Genomic DNA, 14,991 nt, shown 5'->3' on the forward strand with positions numbered 1-14,991 from the left:
ATGGACGCCGACCAGCAGGCCCGGACCCAGGCCCAGGCCCTGTTCGCCCGCAATCTGGAGTTGATCTCCGAGGGCCGGATCACCGAGTGGGTGGAGCTGTTCGACCCCGAGGGGGTGCTGGAGTTTCCCTACCCCCTGCCGGGCATCCCCGCGCGGTTCACCGGCCACCGGGAGCTGTACGAGCACATGAAGGACTTCCCGAAGCAGTTCGACGTGCGCTTCTCCGGCCTGACCTTCCACGAGACCACCGACCCGGAGTTGGTGGTCGCCGAGTTCGTGGGTGACGGCCGGGGCGTCGTCACCGGTCGACCGTTCCACCAGGTCTACATCTCGGTGGTCCGGTTCCGGGACGGGCGGATCGTCCACTTCCGGGACTTCTGGAACCCCCTGGCGACCATCCGGGCCGGGCTGACGATCGGGCACGCCTGGCGCGGCCTGGTCGACCTGCTGCGGCCCGCCGCACGCCGCCGCCCGAAAGGGCCGGGCCCCGGTCGGGGGTGACCGGTCGGCCCGCCACCCCGCTGGGTGGGGACGGACGGGGGGCCGGCCCGCGGCGGCGGACCGGCCCCCACGTACGCGAGGTGGCGTGCCTACGGCTTCCAGGAGCCGGCGGTCTCCAGCTTGTGCCGGTATTCCAGCGCGCCGTTCTTGTTCGCCACGTCGAAGGTGACGCTGCCCGTGCGCTTGCTGCCCTCCCGCAGGTTGACCCCGGAGTCGAGCAGGTCGCCGCAGCCGGCCAGCGCGCCGGCGATCCCGTTCGCGGTGGTGCCGTCCTCGGCCACCCACTGGAAGTAGAACGGGTTGATCGACATGTTGCCCTTCTTCACCGTCGCGGTGACGTCCGCGATCAGGTAGAGCCCCTTGTCGGGGTCGGGCGAGTACGACTTGCAGCCCTTCGTCGAGGTGCGGAACCGCAGCACCGTGATCTCCAGGGTGCCGTCCTCGTCGTTGATGATCAGGGTCTCGCCGGCCTTCATGTTGAAGGTCTCCCCGTCGGCCGGGTCGGACGACGACGAGGAGGTCGGGCCGGCGCTCGGCAGGCCGCTCGGCGCGGTGGTGACCCGGGGCGGGGCCGGGAACTGCCGCTCGGCCTCCTTCGCCGCCTCGTTGGCCGAGGCGATCAGCGCCACGATGCCGCCGACGCAGCAGAGCAGCGCGAGCACCACCGCGACGACCACGATGATGACGATCGGCTTCTTGCTGCTCTTCTTGGCCCCCATCGGCGGGCCGAGCGGGTAACCCGGGCCCGGCGCGTAGCCCGGGCCGGGCGGGTACGCCCCGCCGGGCGGCGGCGGGTAGGCCGGACCCGGCGGCGGCGGGTAGGCCGCCTCCACGCCCGGCTGGTACGTCGGGTCGGGGGTGGGCGGCGGCGTGAACCCACCCGGCGGCGGGTACGGCGCACCGGACGTCGGCTGGTACGGGGAACCCGACGTCGGCTGGTACGGCGCGCCGGACACCGGTGGCGGCGGATAGGGCGCGCCCGAGACCGGCGGCGGCGGGTACGGCGCGCCCGAGACCGGCGGCTGGGCGGTGGTCGGCGGCAGGGGAGGCGGGGCGGTCGGATCGGCCGGCCACGGAGGCACGGGTGCCGTCGCTGGATCCTGGTTCGGCTGGTAGGGGTCTTGCGGCGGCCCGTATGGGTCCTGGGGGTGGCTCACCGTACTCCTCGGCACCTCATCGCGATCTCGAACGCCCTGACGGTATCGCTCCTGCCCAAGTCGGGGATCACCCCGACCGTCTCAGCGGGGTAACAGGATGGCCGCGGTACGGACCACGTCGGCGTCGACCGCGAACCGCCCGGTGACCGTCGCGGGCGGATCGGGCACCGGGGCCGCGTCCAGCCGGGCGGGGGAGATCCGGGCCGTGAACAGGCCGGAGTCCGGGTCCAGCTCGACGCGGGCGTCGTGGAAGCCCAGCCACGTGCCGACGACCGGGTGCCACACCTTGTAGATGGTCTCCTTGGCGCTGAACAGCACGGCCGCCCAGGGCACGGTGGCGGGGAGCCGGGCGCAGTCGGCCCACTCCTCGGGCAGGCCGACCAGCCGGCGTACCCCCGGGGCGAGCTCCCGGTCGCGCAGCTCCGCGTCCATCCCGACCGACCGGATCTGGTCGGCGCGGGCCACGGCGGCGGCGCAGTAGCCCGGCGTGTGGGTGATGGTGCCGACCACCCCGGGCGGCCAGACCGGGGCGCGGTCCGGCGCGGCGGGCACCGCGACGGGCGGGACGCCGAGGCCGGCGAGCGCCCGCCGGGCGCAGACCCGGCCGGCGGTGAAGTCGCGCCGTCGGCGCTCGACCGCCCGCTCGCTCAGGCAGGCCCGCTCGGTGGGCAGCAGCTCGCCGTCCCAGTCGTCGCCGGCGGCGACGGCCACCGCGACCTCGGGCGGCAGCAGGTCACGCATCGCGGCCCCCGCCGCTCCCGTCGCGGCCCCGGCCGCCCCGCACGCCGCTCATCGCCGTCGAACGTACCGCACCCGCCCCCGCGCCGGTGGCCCGTGGGACCGGCGGCCGGAGCGCGCCGGCCCCACGGGCCACGGCGGGGTCAGGGCCGGCGGGGGCGGCGGGTCAGCGCGAAGCCGACGACGCCGGCCACCGCCGCCAGCACCCCGCCGACCGCGGTCCAGACCCACCGCGACGACAGGTCCGGCAGCCAGCCGGTGAGGAGGCTCCCGTCGTCGTCGGCCGGGGCCGCCGCCGGGTCCCCGGTCAGCACCGTCCCGGCCTTCGTGTTGGGCACCAGCGGGGCCTTCAGCTCCCCGTCGTCGGCGGGGGCGTCGCCGTCGCCGACCTCGGCGACCAGCAGGTCCACGTCGACCGGCAGGCCGAGGTCCGGCTCCGGCAGCTCCACGACGGAGAGCCGCACGTAGTACGTGCCGGGCAGCGGGTCGGCCGACCACGGCTCGGCCCACGACCGGACCCGGCGCAGGGTGCAGCCCAGCGCCACGCTCGTCGCCGACGCCCCGGCCGTCGGGGTCTGCGCCCCCGCCGTGCACGCCTGGCGGCGGCGCAGGCCGTCGAAGACCTCGACCGTCCAGGTGGAGTCGCCGGTGCGGCCCTTCGGGAAGGTGACCGTCGCCGCGATGTCGTGGATCTGCCCGGCGCTGGCCGGGAACGACCAGTAGAGGTAGTCGCTGGTGGACGCGCCGACCCGGACCGGCTGGCCGGCGGTGATCGACGTGGCGGTCAGGAACGAGGTGCCGGCCTTGGTGACCGTGGCGGCACCGGGCGAGGGGGTGGGCGCGGCCAGCGCGGGGGCGGCCGGGAGCGTCAGCGCGGCGGCGGCGACCAGCGCCGCCGAGGACCGGATCAACGGGGTACGCATCGTCAGTTCTCCCTCCAGGTGGCGACCCACCAGCGGGTGAGCAGCCCGGCGACGAGCCCGGTGACCAGGCCGGCCAGGGTCAGCAGCAGCAACAGCACCCAGCCCCGGCCCAGGTCCGGCCCGCCCGGGTCAGGCGACGAGGCGACCACGTCGACGGTCAGCTCGATCGGCATCCCCGGGGCGGCCCGGGTGCCGGGGCGCGGCGCGAACGCGTTGCTGACCACCAGGCAGACGGTGGTCGGGGCGGCGTCGCCGGCCGCCGGACCCGGCGTCTCCCCGTCGCCGTCGGCGTCGTCGTCGGCGTCCACGTCGTCGTCGGCGGCGGCCGACCAGCGCAGGCCGGCGGAGACCACGTCGGTGCGACCGCTGCCGGCGTCCACGCCCCGCACCAGCTCCCGGCCGTCGGGGGCGGTCGCGCGCAGCAGCACCGCGTGGTCGGGGTTCACCGGGCGGTCCAGCGCGATGCTCACCGAGGCCCGCAGCTCCTGACCCGGGCGCACCGGGACCCGGTACCAGCGGTGCTCGGAGAACTGCTCCCGGTCGGTGTAGACGCCGGGGGCGAGCAGCGGCGCGTCCGGGCACCGTGCGGAGCCGCCCACCACGGTCGGCGCGGCGGTGTACGTGTCCCGGGCCCGGTCCACCAGTTGCTTGATGCGGCCGGTCAGCTCGTCCGCGCTCTGCGCGGCCGTGTACGTCCCGCCGGTGGCGCCGGCGATGCAGAGCAGCTGCCTGCGCACCTTCTCGTCGGGGGCGAGCCCGAGGGTGTCCACCACCAGCTTGGTGCCCTGGGCGGCCAGCTCGCGGGCCACCTCGCACGGGTCCGGCGGGGCGCAGGTGTCCTCGCCGTCGGTGATCAGCACGATCCGGCGGGCGGTGGCGCCGGTGCCGAGGTCGGCGGCGGCCGAGCGGAGCGCCAGCCCGACCGGGGTGAACCCGGTGGGCCGGAGGGTGGCCACGGCCGCCTTGGCCTGGGCCCGGTCCACCCGGCCGACCGGCACGATCTGCTGGGTGTCCTGGCACCCCACCTGCTTGTCCTTGCCCTTGTAGGTGGCCCCGAGCACCCGGATGCCGAGCTGGGTCTCCTCGGGCAGCGCGTCCACGACCTCGTTGAACGCCTGCTGCGCCACCGAGATCCGGCTGCGCCCGTCGATGTCCCGGGCCCGCATCGAGCCGCTGACGTCGAGCACCAGCTCGACCCGGGGCGGCTCGACGACGAGGTTCTCCTCGTCGGCCCGCGCCGGTGCGGGACCACCCAGCGCGACCGCCGGACCGACCAGGACGGTTGCCGCCAGCAGTCCGCGGAAGACGGTTGTCCATCGTCTCTTGTTGATCACCGGGGCGAGTGTAGTGAGATCCACTTTGGAGGCTCAGGCGGCCCTCGGGCGCGCCGGGCCGGGGCGGATCGGCGGCGGGCGCGGCCGGAAACCCCGGTGCGTCCCCGCCGGATGACTGACGGTTAGCTGCCCCGCGTAAACCATTAGGCTGGTGTGCTCCGTCGGAAATCTGACCCGAGTCCACCCGTTGTGCCGGTGGTGCCGTGTGGTTAAGCTCCTATTGCGCGCCCCAATCGCCCGCTTCCCCCGTGGCAGGCGATCGGGGCGCGCGTCTTTGCGTCCCGGACCGTTTCCCGCGCCCCGGAGGCCCGCCAACCGGGCCCGCCCCGGGGCCCGGTTGTCCGATATCCGACGGCGACGTCAGATCCAGCGGCCGTCCAACCACATCCGGGCCGACCACTCCGCGTACGGCAGCACCTTGCCCACGAAGATCGGATAGAAGTACGCGAAGCAGAGCGCCACCAGCAGCACGTACGCGCCCACGATGACGCCGCCAACCAGCCGGCGCTCCGCCACCTCGTCCTCGCCGGCGGCGGCCGCCTCCCTGGTGGCCGGGGCCCGCGCCCCGTCGGTGGCCGGGGTGACGATCGCGCCGAGCACGTAGACGACCGCGAGGACCAGGAACGGCAGGGCCGGCGCGGCGTAGAAGGAGAACATCGTCCGGCCGTCGAAGGCGAACCAGAACCAGGGCAGCAGCCCGGCGGCCACGCAGAGCAGGATCGCCCCGGCCCGCCAGTCCCGCCGCGCGAGGCCGATCCAGGCCGCGCCGAACAGGGCGGGCAGGAACGACCACCACAGCAGCGGCGTGCCCAGCAGCAGGATCTCCGAGGCGCAGCTCGGTGCGCCGCAGGCCCCCTCGCCCGACCAGTGGAAGGCGACCGGCCGGCCCAGCAGCAGCCACTGCCAGGGCCAGGACTGGTATTTGTGCGGGTCGTCGAGCTGCTTGTGGAAGCCGTACGCCGCCTTGTGGTATTCCCACAGGTTGTTCAGCGCCCCGATGATCGGGGTGTCGCTCAGGCCCGGCACGTTCGGGTACCGGGCGGCCAGGCGGTAGTAGCCGTCGTCGGTCAGCAGCCAGCCCGACCAGGTCGCCACGTAGGCGACGACCATGAGGACGCCGGCCAGCACCAGCCAGGGCAGCTCGTCGAGGAGCGCGTCGCGCCACGGCCGGCGCACCCCCGCGGAGCGGCGGACGCCGACCTCCCACAGCAGGGCCAGCAACGCGAAGGCCGGCAGGAAGTAGAGGGCGCTCCACTTGACCGCGCAGGCGAGGCCGAGCAGCACCCCGGCGGCCAGCCGCCACCACGGCCAGTTCCGCCAGCCGCCGGCGGGCCGGCCGGCGCGGCCGGGCGCGGTGGGGTCGAGGCCGGCGTCCAGCGCCCGGCTCCACCGGCGACGCCGGGCGTCCCGGTCGAGGACCAGCGCCCCGAACGCGGCCAGCACGAACAGCAGCAGGAAGATGTCGAGCAGGGCGGTGCGGGACAGCACCAGGTGGAAGCCGTCGAGGGCGAGCAGCAGGCCGGCGGCGCAGCCGAGCGTGGTGGAGCGGAACAGCCGGCGGCCGATGCGCACCAGCAGCAGCACCGACACGATCCCGGCCAGCGCCGCGCCGAAGCGCCAGCCGAACTCCGGAGCGGTCGTCATCAGGTGCCCGGGCACGGAGATGTTGTGCTCGGCGTCGGAGTAGCCGAACGCCCACTCGCCCAGGCCGATGAGCCACTTGCCCAGCGGCGGGTGCACCACGTACGACGGGCCGTTGTCCTTGTAGTTCCACTCGACGCCCTTGTCGACGAGCCCCCAGCCGTCGCGGGCGTAGTAGATCTCGTCGAAGATCTTGCCCTTGGGGTAGCTGAGGCCGACCAGGCGCAGGATCGCGGCGATCGCCACCACGACGGCGGTGGCGATCCACGAGTTGACGTCGAGCCGGGCATCGATGGTGGCGAGCCGCCGCCGCACGATCGCGGGGACGCCCCCGCCGCCGCCGTCGGGGGTGGGGGGCGGCCCGGACTCCTCGGTCGCGTCGCCGGTGGACCCGGCGTGCTCCGATCCCGCCCGGCCCGCGCTCGCGCTCTGCGCTGTCGACGCACTCGTCACGCAGCGATCGTAGGCTGCGGAGGTGCCCGGTGGCGTCCATCGTCCCCGATATCGGTACAACTGTCGATGAAGGAGCACATCTCTTGGGTGAAATGTCCGAATTCGGACGCCTGATCCTCCTCGGCGCGCCGCTCGGCAACCCGTCCGACGCGTCCGCCCGGTTCCGCGAGGTGCTTGCCGCCGCCGACGTGGTCGCCGCCGAGGACACCCGGCGGCTCACCCGGCTGGCCCGCGACCTCGACGTGACCGTCGGCGGCCGGATCGTCTCCTACTTCGAGGGCAACGAGGAGCGGCGCACCCCCGAGCTCGTCGAGGTCCTCCGCGAGGGATACGTCGTCGCCCTGGTCACCGACGGCGGGATGCCCAGCGTCTCCGACCCCGGCTACCGGTTGGTCCGGGGGGCCCTCGACGCCGGGGTCCCGGTGACCGCCGCCCCCGGGCCCAGCGCCGTCACCACCGCCCTGGCCCTGTCCGGCCTGCCCAGCGACCGGTTCTGCTTCGAGGGCTTCCTGCCCCGCACCCCCGGCGCGCGGCGGTCCCGGCTGCGCGCCCTGGCCGGCGAGGAACGCACCCTGGTCCTCTTCGAGGCCCCGCACCGCATCGCGGGCGCGCTCGCCGACCTGGCCGCCGAGTTCGGCGTCGACCGCCCGGCCGCGCTCTGCCGCGAGCTGACCAAGACGTACGAGGAGGTGGTCCGCCGCCCCCTCGGCGAGCTGGCCGCCTGGGCCGCCGAGCGCGAGCCGCGCGGCGAGATCACCCTCGTGGTGGCCGGCGCGCCGCCGGCCGCCGCGCAGCGCCCCGACGACGAGACGCTGCGCGCGGCCGTCGCCGAGCGGGAGGCCGCCGGCCTGTCCCGGCGCGACGCGATCACCGAGGTCGCCACCGAGTACGGCCTGCGCCGCCGCGACGTCTACACCACCGTCCACGCCTGAGGTGCAAGGAAGGGCACCTTGTTAACGCCTTCTGTATAGGAAGGGCCCCTTCCTAACCGGCGGGCGGGGTGAGCGCAGCCGGGCGGGCGGCGGCGGGGCGGGGCAGGGCAGTGCGGCGAGCGCAGCCGGGGCGGGCGCGTCTACCAGGCGGCGGCGAGGAAGCCGACGCTGATCACCAGCGGACCGGCCACCGCCATCGCCACCGCCCAGCGGCGGGCCCGCCGGTCGGCCAGCCGGGCCGCGCCGGTGTACCGGGCGATCCCCGCCCCGCAGGCCAGCACCAGCAGCAGCCCGAGCAGCCAGCGCAGGTGCCGGCCGGCACCGGTGTCGGCGTACGCGGTGTCGCCCGACGGGCCGGTCATCCGGGCGGTCAGGGTGGAGCCGGCGGCGGCGCGCTCGGCGGGCACCCCGCTGACGCGTACCCCGAAGGCGATGAACCGCTCGCCCTCGGCGGTGAAGACCCCCCGGCAGCGCTGGGTCAGCCCCGCGCCCGTGCACTCGCCGATCACGACGGTGCCGGTGGTGGCGTGCCCGAGGGCGAGCCAGAACGGGCCGGCGCTCACCCAGGCGAAGAAGGCGGCGAGCAGGCTGAGCGCCAGCAGGGCGGAGAGGCCCTGCCACGGGTCCGGCGGGTGGGCGGGCCGGTCGGCGCGCCGTCGGCGGGCCTCTCCCCGGGGGTCCGCGTCGGTGGCTCGTCGCCACCACCAACGTCGGCGGCCGTGTTCCTCACGCAGGGGGGTGCCGTCCCAGTGCACCTGTTCGATCGGGGCCCAGAACAGCCCGTCGTCGTCGCCCGACGCGTCCTCGTCGGGGGCGGGCGTCGGGCGGAGCCGGCCGCCGGGCTGGCGGACCGGCACCCGGCGGGGCACCGCGTCGACCGGGGCTCCGGTGGTCGGCTCCACCTCGACCGGCTGGTCGGGGCCGGCCGCCTGCCCGGGCAACGCCGGCGTGCCGGACTGCGTGGGCGGGCCGGGCTGGCCGGTCGGCGCCGCCTGGGCAGGTGGGCCGGGCTGAGCGGGTGGGCCAGGCTGGGCCGGCGCGCCGGGCTGTCCTGGCGGGCCCGCCTGGGTGGGCGGGCCCGCCTGCGCGGGCGGGGCGGGCGCCGCTGCGCCGGGCGGCTCCTCGTGTCCCTGGGCGGCGCGTCTGCCAGTCACGGTTTCATTGGACACCGGCGGGTGAGAGCAAGAGGGCAGGTCAGGCCGCGTGTCGGCGACAAATCGGGCGACCGGCCCGGTGCGGTCGCGGCGAGCCGGCCTATTGGTTCGCGGTGGCCCCGCGCCGGTCACTAGGCTTGCTGGTCATGAGTCACGTTCTCGCGGCGGTAGCCTGGCCGTACGCCAACGGCCCGCGCCACATCGGCCACGTCTCCGGTTTCGGCGTTCCCTCCGACGTCTTCGCCCGGTACATGCGGATGGCCGGCCACGACGTGCTCATGGTCTCGGGCACCGACGAGCACGGCACCCCGATCCAGGTGCAGGCCGACGCCGAGGGGGTCACCCCCCGCGAGCTGGCCGACCGCTACAACCGGGTGATCGCCGAGGACCTGCGGGCGCTGGGGCTGTCGTACGACCTGTTCACCCGCACCACCACCCGCAACCACTACGCGGTGGTGCAGGAGCTGTTCGCCGGCCTGCACCGCAACGGCTACATCGTGCCCAGGGTGACCACCGGGGCGATCTCGCCGTCGACCGGCCGGACCCTGCCCGACCGCTACATCGAGGGCACCTGCCCCATCTGCGGTTACGACAGCGCCCGTGGCGACCAGTGCGACAACTGCGGCAACCAGCTCGACCCGGTCGACCTGATCAACCCCAAGTCCAAGATCAACGGTGAGACGCCGGAGTTCGTCGAGACCGAGCACTTCTTCCTCGACCTGCCCGCGCTCGCCGACGCGCTGCGGGAGTGGCTGGACGGCCGGGAGGGCTGGCGGCCCAACGTGCTGCGGTTCTCGCGGAACCTCCTCGACGACCTCCAGCCCCGGGCCATCACCCGGGACCTGGAGTGGGGCGTGCCGATCCCCCTCGACGACTGGCGCGACCGCCCGGACAAGCGGATCTACGTCTGGTTCGACGCGGTCATCGGCTACCTGTCGGCGTCGATCGAGTGGGCCCGCCGCACCGGCGACCCCGAGGCGTGGCGCAGGTGGTGGTCCGCCGACGCCGAGGGCAAGGACGCCCGCAGCTACTACTTCATGGGCAAGGACAACATCGTCTTCCACTCGGTGATCTGGCCGGCGCTGCTCGGCGGATACTCCGGCGCGGGCGACCACGACGGCGAACCCGGCGCGCTGGGCCGGCTCAACCTGCCCACCGAGGTCGTCTCCAGCGAATACCTCACGATGGAGGGCCGCAAGTTCTCCTCGTCCCGCAAGGTCGTCATCTACGTGCGCGACTTCCTCGAACGCTACGACGCGGACGCGCTGCGCTACTTCATCGCGGTCGCCGGGCCGGAGAGCAACGACACCGACTTCACCTGGGCCGAGTTCCTCCGCCGCAACAACGACGAACTGGTCGCCGGCTGGGGCAACCTGGTCAACCGGTCGGTGTCGATGGCGGCGAAGAACTTCGGCGCGATCCCGCCGGTCGACCCGGCCGGGCTCACCGAGGCCGACGAGGCGCTGCTGGCCACCGCCCGCGCCGGCTTCGACACCGTCGGTTACCTGATCGGCCGGCACCGGCAGAAGCAGGCCATCGGCGAGGCGATGCGGGTCGTCGCCGAGGCCAACAAGTACCTGTCGGAGCAGGCACCCTGGAAGCTCAAGGCCGAGGCGGACAAGCCCCGGATGGGCACCATCCTGCACGTCGCGCTCCAGGTGGTCAGCGACGCCAACACCCTGCTCACGCCGTTCCTGCCGCACTCCGCGCAGCAGATCCACGAGCTGCTCGGCGGCACCGGCGTGCACGCCCCGATGCCGGTGCTGGAGGAGGTCGACGACCTCGACGGCGGGCCCGCGTACCCGGTGCTGACCGGCGACTACACGGTTGGAGCGCGCTGGGAGTCGGTGCCGCTGGAGGTTGGCCGGCCGCTCGCCGCGCCGAAGCCGGTGTTCCGCAAGCTCGACCCGTCGATCGTCGAGGAGGAACTGGCCCGGCTCGCCGGCTGACCGGTCGGGCCAGCCGGCCAACCGGAGGTCAGCGCCGTGCCATCGCCGGGGCCACCACGAACTCCAGGATCGCCCGGTTCACCTCGTCGGCGTTGGTCCACGGGATGCCGTGCGGCGCGCCCTTCAGCGTCACCAGCCGGCTGTCGGGCAGCATCGGCTGCAACCGCTGGCCGGTCACCGCGTACGGCAGGACCTGGTCCTGGTCGCCCTGCACGATCAGCACCGGCACGTCGATCCGGGGCAGGTCCGGCCGGAAGTCGGTCAGCCAGGCGTCCACGCTCTGGTACGTGCCGATCGCCGAGGCCCGCGCGCCGATGTCCCAGTGCGCCCGGTACGCCTCCTCGCTGACCAGCCTGCCCTTGTTGTCGGAGTAGTTGAAGAAGCTGTCGCAGAAGCTGGTGAGGTAGGCGAACCGGTCGGCGAGGATCGCCTGCTGGAAGCCGTCGAAGAGGTTGCGGTCCACCCCCTGCGGGTTGTCCGGGGTCTTCAGCAGGAACGGCGCGATCGGGGCGAGCAGCACCGCCCGGTCCACCCGGTTCGACCCGTACGTGCCCAGGTAGCGGGTGACCTCGCCGGTGCCCATCGAGTGCCCGACCAGGATCGCGTTGCGCAGGTCCAGCTCGGTCATCAGCACGTCCAGGTCGGCCGCGAACGTGTCGTAGTCGTAGCCGGCGGCCGGCTGGCTGGAGTTGCCGAAGCCCCGCCGGTCGTACGTGATGGTCCGGTAGCCGGCGGCGAGCAGCGCGTTGGTCTGCTTCTCCCACGTCGCCCCGTTGAACGGGAAGCCGTGGATCAGCACGACGGGCTGGCCGGCGCCGTGGTCCTCGTAGTACAGGTCGATGGGCGCGGTGTTCTCCGCGCCGACGGTCATGAAGGGCATCTCGTCTCCCGGTGCGGGGTCGGGTCGTCGGACGCCCCGCGCATTCCCGACCCGCCCCCCGATATGCCGGCCCGCCGGGACCGCGCCGCCGGGACCGTGCCGACCCGCCCCGCCGGGACCGCACCGACCGCCCCGCCGGGACCGCCCGGTCAGAGCGGATAGGACACGTCGACCATCCGGTCGTCGGTCACCTCGGCCACCGGGGCCCACACCTCGTAGACGCCCCGTTCCTGGCACTGCGCCCCGGTCGCGGCCACCGCGTCCGGATCGGGCCGGGTCAGCCGCAGCCGCAGCCAGCTCGCCTCCTCCCGCAGGACCAGGCAGGGCACGCCCCGCCAGGCGGCGTGCCGCAACCGGCGGGCCACCGCCTCCACCGGGTACCGGGCGGCCCGGGTCATCGCCAGCACCCGGAACCCGCCGGGCAGGTCGGCGACGGCCTCGTACACGGCGCCGGCGTATCCGCCGACGAGCTGCGTCGACCGGGCCGCCTCCCCGGTCGGCAGCCACTCCTGGTCGGGGGAGAGGTCCGGCACCCCGGCCAGCAGGTGCCGCCACTGCGGGCCGACCATCCGCAGCCAGCCCCGCTGCTCGGCCTGGTAGCTGTAGAGCACGACCTCCTCGCCCGACGGTGGGTAGGCCAGCAGAGCGGCGTTGGCCGGCATCGGCAGGTCGGCGAAGTCCCGGGTGACGAACTCCGGGACCAGCTGCGCCTCGCTCGGCACGAACCCGGTGCCCAGCACCGACGGGCCGAGCCGGTCCCGGGGCGACAGCTCCGTCAACCCCCGGTGCTCCGCGCCGACGGGCCGCACGTAGTCGGCCGGGTCCGCCGCCCGCCAGCGCAGCGCGTACGCCACCTCCAGGTCGTCGCGGCCGCCCGGCGAGTCGGTGCGCAGCACCGCCAGGGCCGCCGGGGTACGCAGGTGCGCCACGTCGTGCTCGCGGTGGCAGAAGCCGTGCGGCAGCCAGCCCCGGGCGTAACCGGCGAGCTGCCGCGCGGAGAGCACCTTGACCATGCGGGTGCCCCGCCGGACCACCGCCGACGCCCGTACCGCCGCCAGCGTCGGGTCGCCGGCCGAGGCCGGCTGCTGGCTGAGCCGCTGCACCTGCGGCCAGCCCCGCTCGCGGTGCAACGGCACCAGCAGCGGCGCGTCCGGCTCCTCGGTCGGGTCGGCCGCGCCGTGCACCGCGTCGACCTCGCTGACGTGGGCGAACCGCCGCCACGGCAGTGGCGCCCCCGGCCGGGGAGACCACTCGAAGCCGGGTGCCTCCTCGGCGCTGAACAGCTCGTACGCCGCGCCCCGGGCGATCGCCTCCGCCAGGTAGGTGACGCCGCCGCACGTGACGCGCAGCCCCGCCCGCGCTTCGGCGGCTCCACGGGCCTGAGGGGCGACGCTCACTCCCGCGACGCTAGGCCCGCCGCGTTCCGGGCGGGTGAACGGCCGGTGACGGGCCGATGACCGGCACCTGGTCGGCGCGCTCCCCGCCGCAGCGCCGGCACGCCCCGGAGGGGCCGGGCGGCGGACCGGGCCGACCGCCGGTGTGTGATGCTGGCGGCGATGACCGAGTCGACCGAACCCCGCCGGCAGCGGGCCGCCCGCCGGGCCGGCGAGTTCCCGCCCGCGCCCGAGCCGCTGCCCGGCCTCGTGCCGGACAGCCACACCCACCTGGACATCACCGTCACCGAGGCCGGCGCGCCGGCCGGCGGGGCGGGCGGCAACGCCACCGCCGACGACCCCGTCGCGGCGGCCGTCGCGGTCGCCGCCGAGGCCGGCGTGGACCGGCTCGTCCAGGTCGGCGTCGACGTCGTGTCCTCGGCATGGAGCGCCGACGCCGCCGACCGCTACCCGGCGGTGCTGGCCACCGTCGCGCTGCACCCCAACGAGGCGCCCCGCCTCGCCGACCTCGACGAGGCGCTGCGCGCCATCGAGTCGCTCGCCGCCCGCGACCGGGTGCGCGGCATCGGCGAGACCGGAATGGACTTCTTCCGCACCGGCGACGAGGGCCGCGCCGCGCAGGAGGCGAGCTTCCGCGCCCACATCGACATCGCCAAGCGGCACGGCAAGGCCCTCGTCGTCCACGACCGCGACGCCCACGCCGACGTGCTGCGGATCCTCGACGACGAGGGCGCCCCGGACACCGTCGTGCTGCACTGCTTCTCCGGCGACGCCGACTTCGCCCGCGAGTGCGTCCGCCGCGGCTACCTGCTCAGCTTCGCCGGCACCGTCACCTTCGCCAGCGCCGCCGCGCTGCGCGAGGCCGCCGCGCTCACCCCCCTCGACCAGTTCCTCGTGGAGACCGACGCCCCCTACCTCACGCCCACCCCGCACCGGGGGCGGCCCAACGCGTCGTACCTGATCCCGCTCACCGTCCGCGCGCTGGCCGCGACCACCGGCGCGGACCTCGACGCGCTCTGCGCCGCCCTGTCGGCCAACGGCGAACGCGCCTTCGGCCCGTGGTGACCCCCGGCCTGCTCGGCCCGGCGGAGATCCGGGACCTCGCCGCCCGCCTCGGCGTCAGCCCCACCAAGAAGCTCGGCCAGAACTTCGTGCACGACCCCAACACCGTGCGCCGCATCGTCGCCGCCGCCGCGCTGACCGCCGACGACGTCGCCCTGGAGGTCGGCCCCGGCCTCGGCTCCCTCACCCTCGCCCTGCTCCCGGCCGCCGCGCACACCCACGCCGTCGAGATCGACCCGACGCTCGCCGCCGCGCTGCCGCAGACCGCCGCCCGGCACGCCGGCCCGTACGCCGACCGGCTCACCGTGCACCGCGCCGACGCGCTGCGCGTCACCGCCGCCGAGCTGGCCGACCCCGCGCCGACCGCCCTGGTGGCGAACCTGCCGTACAACGTGGCCGTGCCCGTGGTGCTGCACCTGCTCGCCGCGCTGCCCAGCCTGCGGCACGGGCTGGTGATGGTGCAGAAGGAGGTCGCCGACCGGCTCGTCGCCGGCCCCGGCTCCAAGGTGTACGGCATCCCGTCGGTCAAGCTCGCCTGGCACGCCCACGCCCGCGCCGCCGGCCGGGTCCCGCCCAACGTGTTCTGGCCGGTGCCCAACGTCGACTCCGGACTGGTCGCCTTCACCCGCCGCGAGCCGCCCCGCCCCGAGGTGCCCCGGGAACGGGTCTTCGCCGTCGTCGACGCCGCGTTCGCCCAGCGCCGCAAGACCCTGCGGGCCGCCCTCGCCGGCTGGGCGGGCGGCCCCGACCGGGCCGCCGCCGCCCTCGTCGCCGCCGGGGTGGACCCGGGCGCACGCGGGGAGTCACTCACCGTCGAGCAGTTCGCCGCCGTCGCCGCGTCGGCTCCGACCGGCACGCCGGCCGCGCAGTAGG

General features: G+C 75.2%; 13 protein-coding genes. 5 read left to right on the forward strand and 8 right to left on the reverse strand.

The annotated features are described in order from the left end of the window. Positions 1-501: a nuclear transport factor 2 family protein gene (locus tag O7633_RS24350; protein WP_074477097.1), complete on the forward strand. Its 501-nt coding sequence runs from the start codon at positions 1-3 to the stop codon at positions 499-501. Between the two features lie 89 nt (positions 502-590). Here O7633_RS24350 and O7633_RS24355 read toward each other — a convergent pair whose 3' ends face one another. The 5 genes from O7633_RS24355 to O7633_RS24375 all read right to left on the reverse strand — a co-directional run bounded on the left by O7633_RS24355 (position 591) and on the right by O7633_RS24375 (position 6,747). After that, positions 591-1,583: a hypothetical protein gene (locus tag O7633_RS24355; protein ID WP_282324049.1), complete on the reverse strand. Its 993-nt coding sequence runs from the start codon at positions 1,581-1,583 to the stop codon at positions 591-593. 156 nt (positions 1,584-1,739) lie between these two features. Further along, positions 1,740-2,399: a 4'-phosphopantetheinyl transferase superfamily protein gene (locus O7633_RS24360; RefSeq protein ID WP_282324050.1), complete on the reverse strand. Its 660-nt coding sequence runs from the start codon at positions 2,397-2,399 to the stop codon at positions 1,740-1,742. A 140-nt stretch (positions 2,400-2,539) separates the two neighbouring features. Next, positions 2,540-3,319: a peptidase gene (locus O7633_RS24365; protein WP_282324051.1), complete on the reverse strand. Its 780-nt coding sequence runs from the start codon at positions 3,317-3,319 to the stop codon at positions 2,540-2,542. A gap of 2 nt (positions 3,320-3,321) precedes the next feature. Further along, entirely contained in the window at positions 3,322-4,653 is a 1,332-nt protein-coding gene (locus O7633_RS24370; protein WP_282324052.1) for a VWA domain-containing protein, read from the reverse strand. A 360-nt stretch (positions 4,654-5,013) separates the two neighbouring features. After that, positions 5,014-6,747, reverse strand: a complete 1,734-nt coding sequence (locus tag O7633_RS24375) for a phospholipid carrier-dependent glycosyltransferase (RefSeq protein ID WP_282324053.1) — start codon at positions 6,745-6,747, stop codon at positions 5,014-5,016. 83 nt (positions 6,748-6,830) lie between these two features. Here O7633_RS24375 and rsmI point away from each other — a divergent pair, with 83 nt between their 5' ends. Further along, complete coding sequence (gene rsmI / locus O7633_RS24380; RefSeq protein WP_282324054.1) at positions 6,831-7,679, forward strand: 16S rRNA (cytidine(1402)-2'-O)-methyltransferase; 849 nt, start codon at positions 6,831-6,833, stop codon at positions 7,677-7,679. Between the two features lie 140 nt (positions 7,680-7,819). Here the strand turns inward: rsmI and O7633_RS24385 are convergent, their stop codons facing one another. Continuing rightward, positions 7,820-8,833 carry a hypothetical protein gene (locus O7633_RS24385; protein ID WP_282324055.1) on the reverse strand — a complete coding sequence of 338 codons (1,014 nt, stop codon included), beginning with the start codon at positions 8,831-8,833 and terminating at the stop codon, positions 7,820-7,822. 146 nt (positions 8,834-8,979) lie between these two features. On the opposite strand from O7633_RS24385, the gene metG reads away from it, so the two are divergent. Further along, positions 8,980-10,782, forward strand: a complete 1,803-nt coding sequence (gene metG / locus O7633_RS24390) for a methionine--tRNA ligase (RefSeq protein ID WP_282324056.1) — start codon at positions 8,980-8,982, stop codon at positions 10,780-10,782. Positions 10,783-10,810: 28 nt separating this feature from the next. On the opposite strand, the gene O7633_RS24395 is transcribed toward metG, so the two are convergent. Both O7633_RS24395 and O7633_RS24400 read right to left on the reverse strand, forming a co-directional pair. After that, complete coding sequence (locus O7633_RS24395; RefSeq protein ID WP_074477106.1) at positions 10,811-11,662, reverse strand: alpha/beta hydrolase; 852 nt, start codon at positions 11,660-11,662, stop codon at positions 10,811-10,813. Positions 11,663-11,811: 149 nt separating this feature from the next. Further along, positions 11,812-13,059 carry a hypothetical protein gene (locus O7633_RS24400; protein WP_282324057.1) on the reverse strand — a complete coding sequence of 416 codons (1,248 nt, stop codon included), beginning with the start codon at positions 13,057-13,059 and terminating at the stop codon, positions 11,812-11,814. A 147-nt stretch (positions 13,060-13,206) separates the two neighbouring features. Here O7633_RS24400 and O7633_RS24405 point away from each other — a divergent pair, with 147 nt between their 5' ends. Then, positions 13,207-14,121 (forward strand): TatD family hydrolase, encoded by a 915-nt coding sequence (locus O7633_RS24405; RefSeq protein WP_282324058.1) that lies wholly within the window; start codon positions 13,207-13,209, stop codon positions 14,119-14,121. Further along, a complete protein-coding gene (gene rsmA, locus O7633_RS24410) occupies positions 14,118-14,990 on the forward strand; it encodes a 16S rRNA (adenine(1518)-N(6)/adenine(1519)-N(6))-dimethyltransferase RsmA (protein ID WP_074477141.1) in 873 nt (290 codons plus the stop codon). Before O7633_RS24405 ends, rsmA begins: the two co-directional genes overlap by 4 nt. Position 14,991: the final 1 nt, after the last annotated feature.

Source organism: Micromonospora sp. WMMD712, assembly GCF_029581295.1.
GTDB lineage: Bacteria > Actinomycetota > Actinomycetes > Mycobacteriales > Micromonosporaceae > Micromonospora > Micromonospora carbonacea.

Excerpts from the sequence above, each read along its gene's own strand:
- O7633_RS24350 (WP_074477097.1), top strand. The coding sequence starts at position 1 with ATGGACGCCGACCAGCAGGCCCGGACCCAGGCCCAGGCCCTGTTCGCC.
- O7633_RS24360 (WP_282324050.1), bottom strand. The coding sequence starts at position 2,399 with ATGCGTGACCTGCTGCCGCCCGAGGTCGCGGTGGCCGTCGCCGCCGGC.
- O7633_RS24365 (WP_282324051.1), bottom strand. The coding sequence starts at position 3,319 with ATGCGTACCCCGTTGATCCGGTCCTCGGCGGCGCTGGTCGCCGCCGCC.
- metG (WP_282324056.1), top strand. The coding sequence starts at position 8,980 with ATGAGTCACGTTCTCGCGGCGGTAGCCTGGCCGTACGCCAACGGCCCG.
- O7633_RS24395 (WP_074477106.1), bottom strand. The coding sequence starts at position 11,662 with ATGCCCTTCATGACCGTCGGCGCGGAGAACACCGCGCCCATCGACCTG.
- O7633_RS24405 (WP_282324058.1), top strand. The coding sequence starts at position 13,207 with ATGCTGGCGGCGATGACCGAGTCGACCGAACCCCGCCGGCAGCGGGCC.